This is a genomic window from Armatimonadota bacterium (genome assembly GCA_039679645.1).
Classification (GTDB): domain Bacteria; phylum Armatimonadota; class UBA5829; order UBA5829; family UBA5829; genus UBA5829.
This window is the reverse complement of the sequence record JBDKUO010000059.1, coordinates 40,284-56,661: the sequence shown is the minus strand read 5'-3', so window position 1 is coordinate 56,661 and position 16,378 is coordinate 40,284. Positions and strand designations below refer to the sequence as shown.

14 protein-coding genes and 1 pseudogene are annotated in these 16,378 nt (G+C 49.3%); 6 read left to right on the top strand and 9 right to left on the bottom strand.

Going from position 1 to position 16,378, the window contains the following annotated elements; all coding sequences use genetic code 11:
* Window positions 1-216: 216 nt before the first annotated feature.
* On the top strand, window positions 217-1,668 hold the full coding sequence (locus ABFD83_12240; protein MEN6357839.1) for an ADP-ribosylglycohydrolase family protein: 1,452 nt from the start codon (window positions 217-219) through the stop codon (window positions 1,666-1,668).
* Between the two features lie 57 nt (window positions 1,669-1,725).
* Here ABFD83_12240 and ABFD83_12235 read toward each other — a convergent pair whose 3' ends face one another.
* Together ABFD83_12235 and ABFD83_12230 are read right to left on the bottom strand one after the other, a co-directional pair.
* Entirely contained in the window at window positions 1,726-2,838 is a 1,113-nt protein-coding gene (locus tag ABFD83_12235; GenBank protein ID MEN6357838.1) for a hypothetical protein, read from the bottom strand.
* A 39-nt stretch (window positions 2,839-2,877) separates the two neighbouring features.
* A complete protein-coding gene (locus ABFD83_12230) occupies window positions 2,878-3,801 on the bottom strand; it encodes a hypothetical protein (protein ID MEN6357837.1) in 924 nt (307 codons plus the stop codon).
* A gap of 162 nt (window positions 3,802-3,963) precedes the next feature.
* Here ABFD83_12230 and fliG point away from each other — a divergent pair, with 162 nt between their 5' ends.
* The gene (gene fliG / locus ABFD83_12225; protein ID MEN6357836.1) at window positions 3,964-4,986 is read left to right on the top strand and encodes a flagellar motor switch protein FliG; all 1,023 of its coding nucleotides are present in this window, start codon (window positions 3,964-3,966) and stop codon (window positions 4,984-4,986) included.
* A gap of 92 nt (window positions 4,987-5,078) precedes the next feature.
* On the opposite strand, the gene ABFD83_12220 is transcribed toward fliG, so the two are convergent.
* The 4 genes from ABFD83_12220 to ABFD83_12205 all read right to left on the bottom strand — a co-directional run bounded on the left by ABFD83_12220 (window position 5,079) and on the right by ABFD83_12205 (window position 8,646).
* A complete protein-coding gene (locus ABFD83_12220; protein ID MEN6357835.1) occupies window positions 5,079-6,086 on the bottom strand; it encodes a zf-HC2 domain-containing protein in 1,008 nt (335 codons plus the stop codon).
* Window positions 6,087-6,292: 206 nt separating this feature from the next.
* Window positions 6,293-6,910 (bottom strand): sigma-70 family RNA polymerase sigma factor, encoded by a 618-nt coding sequence (locus ABFD83_12215; GenBank protein MEN6357834.1) that lies wholly within the window; start codon window positions 6,908-6,910, stop codon window positions 6,293-6,295.
* A gap of 12 nt (window positions 6,911-6,922) precedes the next feature.
* On the bottom strand, window positions 6,923-7,432 hold the full coding sequence (locus ABFD83_12210; GenBank protein ID MEN6357833.1) for a DUF4446 family protein: 510 nt from the start codon (window positions 7,430-7,432) through the stop codon (window positions 6,923-6,925).
* 101 nt (window positions 7,433-7,533) lie between these two features.
* A complete protein-coding gene (locus ABFD83_12205) occupies window positions 7,534-8,646 on the bottom strand; it encodes an alkaline phosphatase (GenBank protein MEN6357832.1) in 1,113 nt (370 codons plus the stop codon).
* Between the two features lie 330 nt (window positions 8,647-8,976).
* On the opposite strand from ABFD83_12205, the gene ABFD83_12200 reads away from it, so the two are divergent.
* Both ABFD83_12200 and ABFD83_12195 read left to right on the top strand, forming a co-directional pair.
* Entirely contained in the window at window positions 8,977-10,764 is a 1,788-nt protein-coding gene (locus tag ABFD83_12200) for an ABC transporter ATP-binding protein (protein ID MEN6357831.1), read from the top strand.
* A 2-nt stretch (window positions 10,765-10,766) separates the two neighbouring features.
* Window positions 10,767-12,407 carry a glycosyltransferase family 39 protein gene (locus tag ABFD83_12195; GenBank protein MEN6357830.1) on the top strand — a complete coding sequence of 547 codons (1,641 nt, stop codon included), beginning with the start codon at window positions 10,767-10,769 and terminating at the stop codon, window positions 12,405-12,407.
* Window positions 12,408-12,509: 102 nt separating this feature from the next.
* Here ABFD83_12195 and ABFD83_12190 read toward each other — a convergent pair whose 3' ends face one another.
* From ABFD83_12190 to ABFD83_12180, 3 genes and pseudogenes are all read right to left on the bottom strand, one after another.
* On the bottom strand, window positions 12,510-12,917 hold the full coding sequence (locus tag ABFD83_12190; protein MEN6357829.1) for a GNAT family N-acetyltransferase: 408 nt from the start codon (window positions 12,915-12,917) through the stop codon (window positions 12,510-12,512).
* Between the two features lie 18 nt (window positions 12,918-12,935).
* Window positions 12,936-13,448 (bottom strand): FlgO family outer membrane protein, encoded by a 513-nt coding sequence (locus ABFD83_12185; GenBank protein ID MEN6357828.1) that lies wholly within the window; start codon window positions 13,446-13,448, stop codon window positions 12,936-12,938.
* Window positions 13,449-13,468: 20 nt separating this feature from the next.
* Window positions 13,469-13,618: pseudogene (locus ABFD83_12180) on the bottom strand (ABC transporter permease).
* Window positions 13,619-13,866: 248 nt separating this feature from the next.
* Here ABFD83_12180 and ABFD83_12175 point away from each other — a divergent pair.
* Both ABFD83_12175 and ABFD83_12170 read left to right on the top strand, forming a co-directional pair.
* On the top strand, window positions 13,867-14,859 hold the full coding sequence (locus ABFD83_12175; protein MEN6357827.1) for a hypothetical protein: 993 nt from the start codon (window positions 13,867-13,869) through the stop codon (window positions 14,857-14,859).
* A gap of 142 nt (window positions 14,860-15,001) precedes the next feature.
* Window positions 15,002-16,243, top strand: a complete 1,242-nt coding sequence (locus tag ABFD83_12170; GenBank protein ID MEN6357826.1) for a serpin family protein — start codon at window positions 15,002-15,004, stop codon at window positions 16,241-16,243.
* Window positions 16,244-16,378 lie beyond the last annotated feature (135 nt).

The following is a 16,378-nucleotide window of genomic DNA, read 5'->3' as shown; positions in this document are numbered from 1 at the left end:
TTCAAACACATCACTCGTATGATGGGTAAGGATCTCCGAATCCTTACCCAAGAACCAGTGCCGGATCTCCGAATCCGGCTATTCCAGCAAAGGTTACGGGGTTCGGAGACCCCGATTCGGCATTAAGGTGACGATTCGGAGATCGTCACCTATCAGGCGTTCATGTTTTTGTAACTCGTGCGTTAGCCCTGGCAAAGCAATAATGAGAGGTTATATATGTCGACAGTAAAGATCAACCGTGACGAACTGCGTGATAAGATCTATGGCTGCTGGCTCGGCAAGAGCATAGGCGGCACGCTTGGTATGCCGTATGAATGCTGCACCGATATGCAGGATGTTCATGGCTATAAAAATGCTTCTGGTGAGCCGCTTCCTAATGACGATCTCGATCTCCAGCTCATCTGGCTGCGAGCCGTCCAGGACAGAAGGCCGCTTGACGTGAGCGCAAAGGTCCTGGGCGAATACTGGCTCAATTTTATTCCTCCTCACTGGAACGAATACGGCATCTGCAAGTCCAATATGCGCGCAGGATTGATCCCGCCGCTTTCGGGTGAGTGCTACAACGAGCTTTGGAGAAACTCAAACGGCGCATGGATTCGCTCGGAGATATGGGCATGCCTTGCTCCGGGCTGCCCGGATATTGCGATAAGACATGCATATGAGGATGCATGCGTGGACCATGGCGGCGGCGAGGGCACATACGCGGCTCTCTTTACAGCGGCAGTGCAGAGCGCCGCTTTTGTAATCGGTGACAGGGACGAGCTCATAAAGATCGGCCTTTCCAAGATTCCTAAAGACTGCAGGGTTGCAAAGAGTATAAATATCGTGCTCGACTCATATAAAAAAGGCTTGGATTGGAAAGAAGCCCGGAAAGCGGTAGTAGACGACAGCGCCGATCTCGGATGGTTCCAGGCTCCGGCCAATGTGGCCTTCGTGATCATCGGCTGGATGTATGGCGAAGGGGACTTCGGCAAGTCGATCTGCACGGCAGTCAACTGCGGTGATGATACGGACTGCACCGGCGCGACCCTGGGCGCGACCCTGGGTATCATAATGGGCAGAAATGCTATTCCAAAGGAGTGGTCTGAACCGATCGGCGACCGGATCGTCACAATAGCTATTGACAAGGGCTCATGCGCGGACCGTGTCTTTCCCGGCACACTCGATGAGTTGACGAAACAGGTAATGGCAGAGGTCGAGCATTCGATACACGCCTATAAAGGAAAGGTAGAGATAGTTGACGGCCAATCTGAGACCTCGTGCATCAGTGAATTGAAGCTGGATGAGGGTCAAGTTGCCCGCGATATATGGGAAAAGTCGCCGTATGCGGTGGAGTATGACTTCGTGCACACAAAGGTGATCGTGGACTATCTCGGAGTGCCGGAGATTAGGGCAGGCGTGCCGTTGCCGATGAAAGTGACTCTTATAAATCAAATGCCCGATTCGCGTCATATGGAGCTTGTCTGGCATTTGCCGGAGGGTTGGAGCGCATCCACCGGACTTAGGAGCCATACCTATATTACCCATTGGCCGCCCAAGCAGGAAATTGATGTAGAGATTACGGCCGAATCGGTTACGGAGGCGACCACGCGTGGGATACTTGAAATAATAGCCCCGGGCCGCCCGACTATCGGGCTAGTGCCTCTGGTTTTTTATAATTCCAGATAAAGTAATAAAAAGGTCGGGGGGCAAGAATACCCCCGACCATATCAACTATCAAGCCAATTACATTCTAGGTAGGATATTATCGCCCTTGGAACCGTCTTTTGCGATGGTCCTGATATCTATAGCGCCTGCCGCGAATGACACACTGGTATAGCTGCCGTCTTTGCGTGGGTAGAGCCGTCCGCCCTGGACCTCTGATCGCCAAGATTCGTCCGATCTCTTCAAGTTCTCGAAACCGAACAGTTTTTTTGTCCTGCCGTCGGCGAGTTCAAGCCCATAGCCTGCCGAATAGGAGACGAACATCATTTTCTTAGGCGCTTCCGGCCAGACTGACATATCCTGCTTCTGTTCGACCTTGAGCGTTTGCACTTTCCCGGAGGCAGTGTCATACACCACTCTGTCGAACTTGTCGCGCTCGGAGCAAATTATCAGGATACTCTTCGGCGAGACCCATATTCCTTCCACTCGTCCCGGCAGCTCTTTTGAGTCGAATATATGCTTGGCTGTCCCATCTGCTGTGTCGCCGAGGAAGAATGACTGGCTGCTGCCGGTCTTGTCCTTTGTCGTCGATATCACAAACAGACTGCCGCCTGCGCTGATTGCGCCTGCCGTGCCATACTCGGTATCCTTGTCAACAGGCAGAGTTACTTCCTTGCCGATTGTCTTTCCGTCAGCCGAGCATGCTGATGCGACATTACTCTTGGTCGCAACAAACATGTCGGATTTGGCGGGCCATACCGGCGCCCGAGTGATGTCCGTTTTGACTGATTTGCCGACGCTGAGAGTATCGCCGCTTATCTTTATGCTTATAATTTTGCTGTCGCTGTTTGTTGCCAGGGCATATATAGTTTTGTTGTCGCCCCAGCTCAAGCTTTCTATTCTGGCGTTGTCCTCAACATTATATTCACTTGCGCTTGGTTTCTCGAAGTTGATGACTCGTATTGCGGAGCGCATCTTGCCGTCTTTGCCTGTCTCATTCCACGCGCCCGCCCACATCTTTCCTGATGGGCTGACCTGCCATGGTCCCATCTCGCCCACTTTGCTCATACTGACCCAGGTTGGGATATTGCCTTTTGGCCCCGGAGTAGGCGGCAGCGGAGGATTGACAATGCGGTATACAATTGCCATTAAAACAAGTGCGGCGAGAATAATTACAGGAATACGGTTATTCATACAAATTTCCTCCGAGGTCTTAAAGAAAGTTGATTAATGTCATTTCGGGAGTCGGTCTACAGGCTCCTGGAACGCTTCCAGTTTGACATCGCCTGTGTTTGAGAGTGTGAGTCGTGTGTTTTCAAGGCTTGCGTACCAGAGGTCCCTTGCTCCATTTTGTTTAGAGAGACTGGCTAATAGTTTGTCTCTAAAACCACACTGCTTTAGGTAAGCTCTTGCTTCATCGCAGTCCTTGATGTTCTGCCCACTGCCATCCAGCTCATATACAACCCCGAGTATTTTTGTTTCTTTAGTGCTAGCCATTACACGAAGCATCTTGCCGTGCAATCGCGTTTTGAGGACATACTCGTCCATTTTGATGTCATGCTGGAAAGTCCAGCTCAGATTGAGCGGTGCTTCGATGTAGTCTCTATTGAGAATCGCAACGATTTGCGGAAGTCCGGTTTTTTCAGAAAAAAGCTCGTGCTGAGCAGACGACCAGCGTATGCCAAGAGCCATGACCAGGCAGATAAGCGCCATCAAAACGGCTGTTTGCACTACAAACCTGCGCTTACTGGCTTGTTCTCCCACAAGTCCTCCGAGTCCTGCCAAAATGATCCCAAGCGCCATAAATGCTATTTTCCAGGTCGAAAGCTCGACTCCGATGTCGCTTATTTGACCTGAGAGAAGCGCCATTGCAAGAGCCGTAATGATGCACGACCAGAATGGGGCCCAAACGATTGCTTTGCGAGGCGCGACCAAGCCTGTCGCTATGCCGATAGCCCCGGGAAGAGGGAAGACATAGATAGTTAGCACCAGGAGTAATGGGTTAAGACTATCCCGGCAGCTCAACACTATGGCAACGAATGCGCACGCAGCCGCAAGCCCGAATAGTCCAGATAATAGGTTTCTGCGAAAAGGCCTGTTTATTCCAGCGGCCTTGTCGGCAACCGTCACAGAGTGTCTCCTTGCTTCGCGGCTCATACCGCATATTCCACACATAAGCTATTTCGACATCATGTGTTCCGAGTCCTTCTGTCGGCATAAACGCATCTTTTTAGAATCAGGTATTTGCGCGGGCTAAACTTGCGCCCTTTGTATTCCGATTATTCATGTAGTTGGAATATGCGACATTAGGATAATTATATGCCGGAAGCTGAAGCACAATCTCAAAAGCATACCAAAAATTATTCAGGCGTCAGGAAAGCGTCTATACTGATGGTGGCGCTCGGCACCGAGTTGTCCTCAACGATAATGGAGCAGCTCACCCCGGACGAAATAGAACGGCTCACTAGTGAGATCGTTATGATCAATCGTCTGGATCAAAACACCAGCGAGCAGATCATCGATGAGTGTCGCAAAGATTTGCAAAAAGCAGACATAATCGGTGGAACTGAATATGCGCGCAAGCTGCTCGAAGAGGTTCTCGGAGAAGCCAAAGCTACGGAAGTTCTCAGTAAATTGGGCTCGGATGGGGGAAATGCTCTGCGCTGGCTGCGGACTGCTCCCACACGGCAGTTGGCTCAATGTTTGACTAATGAGCGGCCTCAGATTGCAGCGCTGGTGATAGGTCACCTTCCTCCGGAACAAGCTGCGCAGGTGATTTCTGCTCTGCCGGAGGAGGTTCGAGGCGAGGTAGCGCTTCGATTGACTGTTATGCAGCCGACTGATCCTGAGACTGTAAAAAATGTAGCCGATAATCTGTTGCAGCGCTTGGCTATGACCGATAGCGCCAATTTTTCCGAGGTCGGTGGAAATAAGTCGGTCGTCCAGATACTTAACAATGTGGACCGAAGCACTGAAAAGAAGATCCTTGACTATCTTACTGAAGTTAATGAGGAGATAGCAAACGAGATAAAAGAAAGTATGTTTGTCTTCGAAGATATTCTTTCCCTGGACGATCGCTCTATTCAGGTGATCTTGCGCGACGTTCCTCAAGAGGATCTCCGTCTTGCACTGAAGGGGTCCGGCAACGATGCGAGAGAAGTATTTTTCCGCAATATGTCGAGCCGCGCCGTTGAAACCTTGAAAGAAGACCTGGAAGCCAGCGGGCCGATCAAGCTGCGGGATGTAGAGGCAGCTCAGCTTAGAATTGCAAGCATTGCTCGCCAGCTCGATGAGGCCGGTGAAATAAGCCTGCGCTCCTCTGACGACGAAGTGTTGGTGTAGAGATTTAGTATTGAGTATTTGGTATTGATTATTTTAACAAAAAGGCACGGACGTTTGTCCGTGCCTTTCCTGCGACTAATTGTTCGGTTTTCTCAATTTCCAGGTTCTACCATGTAGATTGAAGAGTCCACCGCCTGCCAAGTCATCTTAGCCTGAATAACACTTCTATAAAGCGCATCTTCCGGCGCTCCTGCGTTTACACCGGCGTAGCTGATCTTTTTATGCAAATCGCCCGTCGCCATGATCACCACGCCGTAACTGTTTGATATCAGTTTCAAAGCGTCGTAAATACTCATCTTGTCAATCGAGAGCTGCAGGCTTTTTGCAGAAGCATTCGGATCAAATTGTGAAGGCAAAAACACATATTTATTGTAGTCGCGGCGATTATAGCTCCAGGCCACTTTCAAAACCCGAGTGCCTACCGATTTATCTACATCTATACGTGTAGTAGAGCTCTCGTCCTGCCTGACATATCCCGTCTGCCATGTCTTAACAGCATCACTATCAGCCGAAACAATGTCCGGCATCGTATATATGCAGAAATATACCGGTCGCTTCTGCTTCGCGATAAGACTAAGTTCATATGTGCCATAATTATCAGGCTCGACACTTATTGATATGCCTGAATGATCCACATCATTGTCTGGTTTTGCTTGACTTACCTTTGGCCCTTCACTTCCGCTGCCAACAGTATGATTAACGACTCTCGGCACACCCAGCCAGTCGGCCACGACCGTGGTGGCGGGTGTAAGTCTGAAGACCATCACCATCAAGAGCAGAGCAGCAAAGCCCATGGCTGCCGCGCGGACAGGCACTCGAATGGTGAACACTTTCTGCCAATCGAGTCTCCACCACCTCACCGGCGATGGAACGTGCGTTCTTTCATGTTCTACACGTGCCATCACAGCCGCGTGAAAGCCCTGTGGTACGTCCAACTCGGGAAGCTCTTCCAACATCATAACAGATGCATGGAATTTCTCATAATCAGTTTTGCACTCAGGGCACTGTGCAAGATGCTGTTCAAAAACCACCCGCAGCGGGGGGTCTATAGTATTTTCCATATAAGCCGAAAACAGGTCCTGGGCTTTAATGCATTTCATAACCAGCTAGCTCCGATCAGTAAATATATCCTGGCAACTATGCAATACTTCCCAAATTTGCATACACATGCGCTTCTTATCTGCAATAGCGTACCGTCTGAGCTGTGAACATAAACCTCCCGAGCCCAAAAAACTGCCGGGATGACACTCCCAGATCAAACAACACGCCTACGCGCTTTATTATCTACAATTTCTAGACTTGAGAGCTACCCAAAAAGTTCCGATTGGGACTCTAATATTTCTTTTAATGCGCCTCTGGCGCGATTGAGCCTGGATTTAACTGTCCCGATAGGAAGGTGCAAAATATCGGCGATCTCTTCATAACTGCGGTCATGAAGGTGATATAGCGTCATTATGACTCGCTGGTAATCCGGCAGTGATGCAATTGCGGTGCGTACAGCCTTATTGCGTTCTTTGGACTCAGCGATTTCACCCGGCAGCGGTTTTTCATCCTCAATCTGCCGTGAGACGGATGTTTCATCCAGGTCAATTATCTCGTCGAGCGACACCTGGCGATGGTTTTTAGCTTTTTTGCGCTCGTCGAGGAAGACGTTGGTGACAATTCTGTAGATCCAAGTGGTGAAGTTGGCGTCGCCTCGAAACGTGGAAATCGAGTTAAAAACCCGAACGAAGGCCTCCTGCGCGATATCGTTGGCGTCGTCATAGTTGCCGGCGATACCGTAAGCAAAATTATAGACGCGCTTTTGGAAGTGAGTAACAAGCTCATCGAACGCCTTGATGTCGCCGTTCTTACACCGACTGATAAGAGCCTGCTCTTCCGTGCGGCTTACACTCTTTTTGGTTCCGGACGTGTTAAAGAGCACTCCACAACCTCGTCAAGCAACCGTCGCCTTTTTAGGACGAGCCCCGATTGCTCGTTGTTCTTCCTCGGATAAAGCGCGCTCACCTTCGCCATTTTTGACATTCTTTACATACAACCGTGAGTCCTGCCGTCCATACAGACTGCTTATGATTATTCCTGTGTTGTTTGCATCCAGCACAGAGAGCGCGAAGCTCTGTTCTCCACCCACGTCCTCAAAAGCATTGAACCTGATGATGTTGGTTTTCTGGAGACAGTTGTCTACAGCTCCGGCAAGTTCCATCTGCCTGACGCGTGCTTCGTCCAGCTTGTTGCGCAAATCGCTGATCATTGCGGACTGTTCCGTTATCGCCTCCGCCAACTCTTCCGCGCCTGCGTCAGCCAGCTTAGCGCTTTTCCGCTGTGCCAGTCGAGACAAACGTGAAGACTGGACTATTACACATATAAATAGTATCAGGCTAAACGCCACCAAACCTATTGAAAAATAGGCGTCGTAATCCTTTACAAACCCCACGACTTCGTGCATCGTGTCCCCCATATTTAATGTTTTCTAAATTATAGCACAGATAGCTGAAAGTGGAAGGCGGAAAGTCCGAGAATACGCCGCTTATCACTTTCCACTCTCCACTAGTTCAACTTACAGTTCCACAGCTTAGAAAATATCTTTGGAATTTCGGTGTTGTCATGGACACCGGCAAAGTATTGCGATCCCGGACCGAAGGCGAATATCGGGACCATATTCGCTGTGTGCCCGCCGTGTGCCCAGCCGACCATATATTTTGGATGATCGGCATCAGGGTCAAGTACAGCCATGCCTCCGGTATCATGGTCGGCCGTCACGACAACCAGCGTGTCTTTATGCTCACGCGCATAATCCAGCGCCATTCGCACCGTATTGTCGAACTCCAGAGTCTGTTTTACCGCGTCACCGGCGTTGCTTGCGTGCTCAAAGGAGTCGATCGTGCCGCCTTCGCTCATCAAAAAGAAGCCTTTTTTGTTGTTGTCCAGGCAGTCTATTGCACATGTGGTCATCTCGCGCAGAGTCGGTTCCGGCGAGAAAGCCGTCATGACATCCTGCACGAACAGCCCCAGCACTTTTTCTGAGTGAACATCCGGCATTTCATCTCTCGTGGTTATAACCGTGAACCCAATCTTCGCGGCTTCGGCCATAACGTCGCGCCCGTCCGTTCGTCCGTCACTGGTGTCTGTCTTCAAAGCAAAGTCTTTACGTCCTCCGCCCATGATCACATCAGCTCCCGAACTGATCATTTGAACGGCTATGTCGGTTCGATCAGCCCGGCTGGTGACATGTGATACAAACGCTGCCGGGGTGGCGTCGGTGATGAACTTCGTGCTTACAACTCCGGTAGACTTGCCCATGTCATGGGCAGCTTCGAGGATTGTGCGCAGTTTCTTGCCGGACGGGTCGACCGAAAGCTCGCCATTGTTGGTCTTGACGCCGGTGGCGTAAGCTGTCGCGGCAGCGGCTGAATCGGTGACCAGCGCATTTGCCGAGTAAGTCTTTACCAATCCGACAACGGGCATGCTGTCCATTGCAAGCTGACCGTTCTGACCGGGTCCGGCGCATCGTGCCGCCGTAATGACGCCTATTCCCATTCCATCGCCGATAAGAAAGACGATGTTTTTAGGCGCGTCAGCCGCATAGCAGGAGAGAGATAAGAGTGTGAGGATGACTACGTAAAGCAGTCTGCCGCGTAACACGGCTTTGGTGCGGTGCATTACAACCTCCAGAGTTTACATAATATTCTACGATGGCTGGATAACAGCCAGTTCCAAGCCAGTTTCCCAGGGCTAACGCATCTAATTTCTGTTGGGGCAGATTTGCAATCTGGCCCCTTTGGGGCAATCTCGGGATCTGAGATTCCGTTAACCGCTAAGCCAGCATATAAGTGCTAGGTAGTGGCATCAGAGATGCCATTTGGCCCTTTTCGGCGCAGATTTTAAATCTGCCCGAACAAAGCGGAGACATATTTCTTAAGATGCGTTCGCCCTGGCCAGTTTCCAACATTATCTTGCCATTCGACTTGCGGCATGATAGGATACAAAATCATGGACGAACGAAACAAACCCAAAGACAAACGCGCCGCATTCGGACGGCTTCTAGGATATCTCAAGCCGTATAAGGGCCCCGTTACGATAGGCATCATTTCAAATGTCGGGATCGGGCTGATAGGACTGGTGCCTCCACTCATCTATGGAAAGCTTATCACTGATCAGGTGATCATGGCAACCGGGCGGCCTTTCGGCCATCGTGCCCGTCTGCTGTTTTTTTCCATTGTTGTTCTGCTTGCGATCTACATCAGCAGCGCGTTACTCTCATTTACTCGCGGCTACATAATGCATGTCTTGGGAGAGAAGATCATTCGCGACCTGCGAAGGCAAATTTTTGCCCGGCTGCAGAAGCTTTCAGTCTCATATTTCGATTCCCGGCAGACCGGCGAGATCATGTCCCGCGTCACCAACGACACCCAGATGGTTGAAGAGTTTGTAAACCATGCCGCGGATACTCTTGTCTCGGATATTTTTCGGCTGCTGGCTATGTGTGCCGTGATGTTTTATCTGTCGAGCAAGCTTGCGCTGATTGCTCTGTTACCGGTGCCTGTGCTTTTCTTTCTGGCATACAGGTTCGCGCGTCGGATCAGGGGAATCTACCGGGCGGTGCGCGAGAGGCTGGCGGAGATAAGCGCAAACGTGCAGGAGAGGATAGGCGGTGTGCGCGTAGTCAAAGCCTTCGCCCGGGAGGATTTCGAGTATGATAACTTCACGGCGGATGTCAATTCCTATTACGATCAGCGTGTCAAGGCCGTGCGAATGTGGACCAGTTTCTTTCCCTGCGTGGACCTGCTCATCCAATTCGGTAACCTGGGGATATGGATTGTCGGCGCGCTTATGATAATGAACGGCAGCCTGACTCTCGGATCGATGGTTATCTTCACATTCTACCTTGGAATGCTCTACCAGCCTGTGGGCAACCTCGCCAGGATAAACGACACCATTCAACGGTCACTGGCAGCCGCCGAGCGTATATTCGAGGTGATAGACGAGGAGCCTGCAATTGCCGACCCCGATGACGCTATAGACATGCCGCGGATAGAGGGCAGGGTGGAGCTCGACCATGTCGATTTCAAATATGAAGACGGCGAATATGTGCTTAGAGATATATCTATTAAGGCTGAGCCGGGGATGATTGTGGCTCTGGTCGGCAGAAGTGGCGCGGGCAAAACAAGTATAGTGAACCTCATCCCGCGTTTTTACGATCCAAGCGCCGGACGCGTGCTGATCGACGGCATAGATGTCAAGAGCGTCAGGCAGACGTCGATCAGACGTCAGGTCGCAATGGTGCTGCAGGATACTTTTTTGTTTAATGGCACGGTCCGCGAGAACATCCGCTACGGCAAACTCGATGCGACCGACGAGGAGATTGCCGGCGCAGCCAAGGCAGCCAACGCGAACGAGTTTATAGAGACCATGCCCCAGGGATATGATACCGAGATCGGCGAGCGGGGTATCAAGCTCTCCGGCGGCCAGAAGCAGAGACTGGCCATCGCGCGGGCGATTTTATCCGACCCGAGAATATTGATCCTAGATGAGGCGACCAGCTCCGTTGATTCCGAAAGCGAATACCTTATCCACCGCGCTATGGACCGGTTGATGGAGGGGCGCACTACGTTCGTCATTGCCCACCGTCTGTCGACCGTAAAGAATGCCGATCAGATAATTACTCTTGAGCATGGCCGGGTTACAGAGGTCGGCGATCACAAATCGCTCCTTAATCAGGACGGCGTTTATTCCCAGATGTACGCTATGCAGTTCAAACTCAATGAGGAACTAAGTTAGGTATGGTTAGTATCAGAAAACTCAAGATAAACAAAGCCGGTCCTTTTACCGGATATTGGGCGTGGATAGCTATATCGTTGGTTGTTTTGTTCACTGCAATAATACGAATCCGCCTGCTGCATACTCCGCTGGAGCGCGATGAAGGCGAATACGCATATATGGGTCAACTTATGCTCCAGGGCATACCTCCATATAAACTGGCCTGCAATATGAAATTTCCGGGCACGTATGCAGCCTACGCTTTAATAATGGCGCTGTTCGGTCAGAGCATATCCGGTGTGCATATTGGCCTGATGCTTGCCAACGCGGTTACTATTATTCTGATGTTTCTACTGACCAGGCGTCTTTTTGATTCGCTTGCCGGGGTTGTTGCCGGAGCGACTTATGGAATTTTGTCTGCAAGCTCTGCTTTTTATGGTCAGGCAGGGCATGCCACTCACTTTGTGGTGTTGGCTGCTGTCGGCGGAACACTACTGCTGCTTAAGGCTATTGATTCGGGCAAACGCAGTCACTTGTTATTGAGTGGCTTGTTGTTCGGAACAGCGATACTGATGAAGCAATCGGGAGTGTTTTTCTCGTTGTTTGCCGTGGCTTATCTACTTTGCGTGCAGAAAAAGGCAAATGCTGTGGCATCGCGCGCTCGGTTTTCCAACATCGGTATATTGCTGCTCGGTATATTTTTGCCTCTGGGCTTAACATTCTTAATACTTTGGGATGCGGGAGTTTTTAACAGGTTTTGGTTCTGGACAGTGTCTTACGCGCGTGAATACTCTTCGCAAATACCCATCTCAATGGCTTTTCGCGTCCTTGAGAGCGCAGTTTCCTCAGTGGTTGGTCCTGCCTATATGCTCTGGGTTATTTCCGGGCTGGGTGTAGTTGCTCTCTTTTTGGATAAAAACGCACGCCCGAAATCTGGCTTCGTAGTTGGATTTTCAATTTGCGCGTTTCTGGCTGTGTGCCCAGCGTTCTATTTCCGCAGGCACTATTTTATTCAGTTTATTCCTGCTCTAGCCATACTTGCCGGGGTCGCTGTAAGCTCTTGCAGACGAATACTTTATAATTCAAAGGTTCCTAAGATCATATTGCTTCTACCGATAGCGATATTCTTTGCAGCTTTTGTCCACACGGTAGGCCTACAAAAAGAAGTGTTTTTTATGCTGAGCCCAGATCAAGTGAGTGCCGTTGTATATAATATAAACCCTTTTCCTGAGGCGGTCAGAATTGCAGACTACATCAAGAAGCACTCAAATAAAAATGACACTGTTGCAGTCATAGGTTCCGAGCCTGAGATCTATTTCTACTCAGACAGGCATTCTGCGACCAGCTACATTTATACCTACAGTTTGATGGAAAACCAGAAGTATGCCTTGAGTATGCAGCGCGATATGATCAGGGAAATTGATGAGGCAAAACCTACATTTCTTTTATTAGTTAAAGTTCCCACGTCATGGCTTGCCGTACCGACGTCAAAGACACTGATTTTCGACTGGGCGAGTCAATATGCAAACAGGAATTTTGTTCCTGTTGGGGTAGCAGACATAACAGCGGACCATACCGAATATGTCTGGGGTGCTGCTGCTGCAGATTACTCACTGCAGTCTACATATAATGTGGTAGTCTTCAAGCGAAAGGGTGCCTTGTAGGGCCACGCCGATGTTTCACAACATACCTCGTCCAATTATATAGAGCGAATGCATCACTTGGAGGTTATTGACACTGCTTACCGCGCGGATGGTACTTTCCGGTTATGCCAGGTCCTTTTGAAGAATGATTTCCGCCGGTTCATTCGGTAGCAGCAGTACGCCTGAATCAACATAGCCGAGGCGTCTGTAAAAGTGTTGGCCATCTTCGTTTGATTGCGTTGATGTAAGCACCATGTGGTACCCCAGTTGCCTCATGTCTTCTTCCCATTGCTTGACAACTTGTCGTCCCAGACCTTTGCGGCGGTGCTGCTCAAGAAAGTAAAGCATGTTCATAAAAGGGATTTCATCCCAGAACAGACCGTAGCGCAGCCATCCCACGATACCATCAGCTTCTGTCGTTGCGATGTAGACTTGTGAGTCTAGGATTTTACACTTCATTAGCTCGCGCTGGATATGCTGGTCATGCTCTAGTAGAAAATCAAGGTCATCAATTACGGCAAGCCGGATCATAAGCAATTGCTTCCTGGTTTATTTATTGAAATCCACCGAAACCGAGAATTTGACCTCACCCGTCTGAGCGTCTAGCATCCTTGCATTTATCACGACAAACGTTCCCCTGTCTGATATGCTGCCGCAGAGAATGCAATCGGCAGAGAGCATTTTTCCGAGCTGCTTAGCGGTTTTGGGGTCGATAATATCGCTCTGATCGAGCCTGGCGCTCGACAGCGCATTTTTGAGTTGGCCTCGTTCGACAAGCTTGACGTTTTTTATCTCGCTCATGGATGTCGAGAGGTCCTCGCTCAGATCGCGCGCAACTGCCTTATCGATTTTCTGGCCGTCTTTTTGGGGGATAAGTTCAAAATCAAGGATCGCGACAGTTTTTGACGTAGACCATGCAGAATCGGCTGTGATCTTGTCGCTAAGCTTTTTTGTGAGTTCGGCGACAGTCTTAGGGCTTATGACGATCGGATAATCCTCAGCCTGCGCCGGGATGGCCGATATTGCAAACACTGCGCAAATGAGAGCTATTAGCCTATGCATATTAATCCCTCCTATGCCGACTATCCACTCCTTTTAAGCTTACCCGTTCTCTTGCAATATACCTCTGCCTTTCCGAAAACAAACAGCCCAAGGGGGGAGAGTTTGGATACCGATTGCACCCATATCGGCAGCACACTGACATCGTAATATACGCCTGATACCAGCAGCAGGTCGGGTGATGTTATAAATGCTCTGGTGATTGCGACTTTCTGCTGTATCCCTCACGGTTTGCCTTCACCGCATCCTTACGATGTGTCTTTGTAAGACCCTCTTATCTCTATGCAGCCACTAAGCAAACGAAGGAAACAATATGTTCACCGTTGTAGTCCAACATACAGCTTGCATGCTCGATTATGAGAAGAAATTATGATGAAGTTGCGTATTGGGGTAGCGTTTTTTGTATTAAGGGAGGAAGATAATGCGTTTATTGTTCGGAATCATATTGACTGTATTTGTATTCTCATGCTCCTTTGTCATGGCCAAAGAACAGATAGGCACCGCTATTCTTAATCGAGCAGGCATTACAAGTCTTGATGGTATAGATTCTGTAATTATCTCTTCTTGTGATGGGATTTATAAACTGACGCCAAAAAGTAATCCGCAGTCAATGAAGCGTCTTTACTCGCTTCTTTCGGGTATTCGGGAAGACCGCCCGGATGCTGGCCCTGTTGGCAGATATGCCACTTTGACTATTAATCTAGCGAGCAGCAAGGTTGTTTGGATGTTATTCGGTCGTAAACCAGTAGACGACAGACATGACATAATAACGATGGCAGGAGGTTACTTGGTGCCGGGGATGGTGGAGTTCCTTGATGATCTCAAACACGATGCTGTAGCGGCAAAGCTCGATTCACAAATTCCGCAGTTCAAGGTAAAAAAGCTTTCACTGCGTCTTTCGCATATGGATTCTGTAATTGTTCCCGAATCATCTAGTGCAGGCTGTGCTGTGATTGCTAAGGCACAATCAATACTCTATTCGCTGGACATACGAAGCGTATGGGCAGAAGAGGTCAAGTCGAGTGATATTGCTATTGCTCAGGGCAAGTTTGGCTGTGTTACGTTGGAATCAAGCGAGTTGTTTAGACTCGATATTACTGTAATTGATTCGGCAAAGCTTTTTATCACTCAGACTGGTTACTATACTGATCCAATTGGTTGGAACCTCGCCCGCAAGCAGTTTGGTTGTGAGAGCTTTCTCGTTATGGATTATGGTAACTACAAGCCTCCGATAGTTGTTCTTCGTGATCGAGCCGACAACTGCTATCTGCTAAGAGATTTTATGACACGCAAAGACATAGAAAGTGGCAAGAACTCCAAAACTCTGGCTATCCTTTATGAAGAGCTTCAATCTCTGACGAAAAACGCGTACAAGGAACACGCTAAGAATATTAGTGGTGGTCCTGGCAAGTAGCATATAAGCCGCCTGCTATAAATTGCTTATAGAGGGGCTATGCATCGATTCAAATTGATGAAGGCAATAGCAGTTGTTTTTTCTTAATATAATTGTTTCATCCAATGCGGATGGGCTTATGTTGTGATCAGGAGGCGCTCTCATGAAAAAACGCTATTGGTTATTTGTCTTTGCGGGATTACTGGCGGTGACCGCTGCTTTATGCGCTCGACATTTTCAAGCAAAACGCGCTATGGGAAAAGTTTTGCCGGTAAATAAGAAACTGATTTCCGCCAATACTGACTTTTCAATCCGGCTGTTCAAGGATATTGCCTCCAGGCGATCGGGACGCAATACCCTGATATCTCCAAGCAGCGTTTCAATGTCTCTTGCAATGGCCTACAACGGCTCCAAAGGCGATACGCGCAAGCTGATGGGCGCTGTTTTAGGACTAGATAAGATGAGCCTGCATGAGATCAACAATTCCAACGCGAACCTGCTCGTAAACCTCAACAATCCAGGCAGGGGAGTAAATATTTCAGCAGCAAATGGCATGTGGACCGGCAAGGTATTTCCTATTGTGCCCAGCTTTATCGATATATCCAGAAAATATTATGATGCCGAAGTTGCCAGCCTTGATTTCACCCACCGTTCCGCAAAGTCTGCAATAGATGGCTGGGTCAGGAAAAAGACGCACGGCCGGATAGACAATATTGCCGAAGACCTCGGCGGCTTGACCGTACTCTGCCTTGCCAACGCGATCTATTTCAAGGGCACATGGACTTTTCGCTTTGACAAGAATGAGACGCAGGCAGAGCCGTTCATGCTCGAAGACGGCAAGATAAAGAGCGTGCCTATGATGTCCCAAGAGGGCAGATTTAGATATTGCATGGGCCAAAATTTTGAAGCTGCCGCACTGCCCTATGGCAGCAAACGAATGAGCATGTATATATTTGTTCCATGTGAAGGCTGCAGTCTTAGTGAATTTCTAAAGACCTTGAATGCAAAGAACTGGAATAAATGGCTGCCCAGTTTTCAAGAGCAGAAGGTGAGAGTTACGCTGCCTCGCTGGAAGCTTGAGTGCGAGACCAATCTTATACCCCCGTGCACGGATTTGGGTATGGGGAATATCTTTGACTCAGGAAAATGTGACTTCAGTGGAATTTGCAAAAGTGATCGAAACGACGTTTACATAAGTTCGCTGAAGCAGAAGGCATTTATTGAAGTCAACGAAGAGGGCACAGAAGCTGCCGCAGCCACCTTTATGGTTCTAAAGGCCAGGTGTGCAACTCCAGAAGTCCGGGCTAACAGACCGTTCTTCTACGCTATTAGAGACGATATGACCGGCACGATCCTCTTTATGGGCACTGTCGTTGATCCTGCGATGGATGCTGGCATATTGTGAGATCGACATATAGATTGACTAGGCTATGGGTCGGAATCTCCTTCCGGCCCAATAGTGTTATTTTGTATACCTATGCATAGTCGCTAAAGATTCATCTAAGTTGAACAAAGCGATAGTGTAAAAGGAGGGGTTACG

Coding starts and splice junctions, on each gene's coding strand:
- ABFD83_12240 (MEN6357839.1), top strand. CDS start 217: ATGTCGACAGTAAAGATCAACCGTGACGAACTGCGTGATAAGATCTAT.
- ABFD83_12235 (MEN6357838.1), bottom strand. CDS start 2,838: ATGAATAACCGTATTCCTGTAATTATTCTCGCCGCACTTGTTTTAATG.
- ABFD83_12230 (MEN6357837.1), bottom strand. CDS start 3,801: ATGAGCCGCGAAGCAAGGAGACACTCTGTGACGGTTGCCGACAAGGCC.
- fliG (MEN6357836.1), top strand. CDS start 3,964: ATGCCGGAAGCTGAAGCACAATCTCAAAAGCATACCAAAAATTATTCA.
- ABFD83_12220 (MEN6357835.1), bottom strand. CDS start 6,086: ATGAAATGCATTAAAGCCCAGGACCTGTTTTCGGCTTATATGGAAAAT.
- ABFD83_12210 (MEN6357833.1), bottom strand. CDS start 7,432: ATGCACGAAGTCGTGGGGTTTGTAAAGGATTACGACGCCTATTTTTCA.
- ABFD83_12205 (MEN6357832.1), bottom strand. CDS start 8,646: ATGCACCGCACCAAAGCCGTGTTACGCGGCAGACTGCTTTACGTAGTC.
- ABFD83_12200 (MEN6357831.1), top strand. CDS start 8,977: ATGGACGAACGAAACAAACCCAAAGACAAACGCGCCGCATTCGGACGG.
- ABFD83_12195 (MEN6357830.1), top strand. CDS start 10,767: ATGGTTAGTATCAGAAAACTCAAGATAAACAAAGCCGGTCCTTTTACC.
- ABFD83_12190 (MEN6357829.1), bottom strand. CDS start 12,917: ATGATCCGGCTTGCCGTAATTGATGACCTTGATTTTCTACTAGAGCAT.
- ABFD83_12185 (MEN6357828.1), bottom strand. CDS start 13,448: ATGCATAGGCTAATAGCTCTCATTTGCGCAGTGTTTGCAATATCGGCC.
- ABFD83_12175 (MEN6357827.1), top strand. CDS start 13,867: ATGCGTTTATTGTTCGGAATCATATTGACTGTATTTGTATTCTCATGC.
- ABFD83_12170 (MEN6357826.1), top strand. CDS start 15,002: ATGAAAAAACGCTATTGGTTATTTGTCTTTGCGGGATTACTGGCGGTG.